This is a genomic window from Phaeodactylibacter luteus (genome assembly GCF_007993045.1).
Lineage (GTDB): Bacteria > Bacteroidota > Bacteroidia > Chitinophagales > Saprospiraceae > Phaeodactylibacter > Phaeodactylibacter luteus.
Genome location: NZ_VOOR01000191.1, coordinates 1 through 569 on the forward strand (window position 1 = coordinate 1; position 569 = coordinate 569).

The window sequence follows — 569 nt, forward strand, 5'->3', positions numbered from 1 at the left end:
GCCCAATTACACGACTACAATTGGATGATGGGATACAGCGGTGGGGAAGGTACAGATACTACGAATGAGTTTGGGCTGATGTGGTGGAGGTTTGAGGATGAGAAACTTGAGGTCATTGATAACCAGGCAATAGGGCAAGCTACGCTTTGGTTTAATAACGCAGTTTACAGTGATAGTATTGGTCAACTATTCTTGTATTATGATGGTCAAGATGTTTATAATCAAACGCATTTGCCCATGGACGGTGGGGCCGATTGGCATGAGACCGAATATGCTACAGGATGGATAGGTACACAACTTGGTTTAGCTCTTCCACTCCCGGGCTCAGAGCGTCATGTTTCTATCGTTAATTCTACAACTAACTCTTTTCCTGGACTAACGGTAACCACAAACTTCGCTGGGGAAGGTTTATTGTTCTCTATCGTTGATCAAACAGAAAACGATGGTTTGGGCAGAGTGATACTACGCAAGGAAGAGATCTCACAAGACACTCTTGATCCTGGCAAATTGAGCGCCTGTCGTCATGCCAACGGTCGGGATTGGTGGGTGATTGTAGCCCGTTACACCTT

General features: G+C 45.5%; 1 protein-coding gene. It reads left to right on the forward strand.

Annotated elements, in window-relative coordinates; translation table 11 throughout:
- Positions 1–24 precede the first annotated feature (24 nt).
- The coding region (locus tag FRY97_RS22640) for a hypothetical protein (RefSeq protein ID WP_211356963.1) at positions 25–569 on the forward strand (545 nt) is incomplete at its 3' end.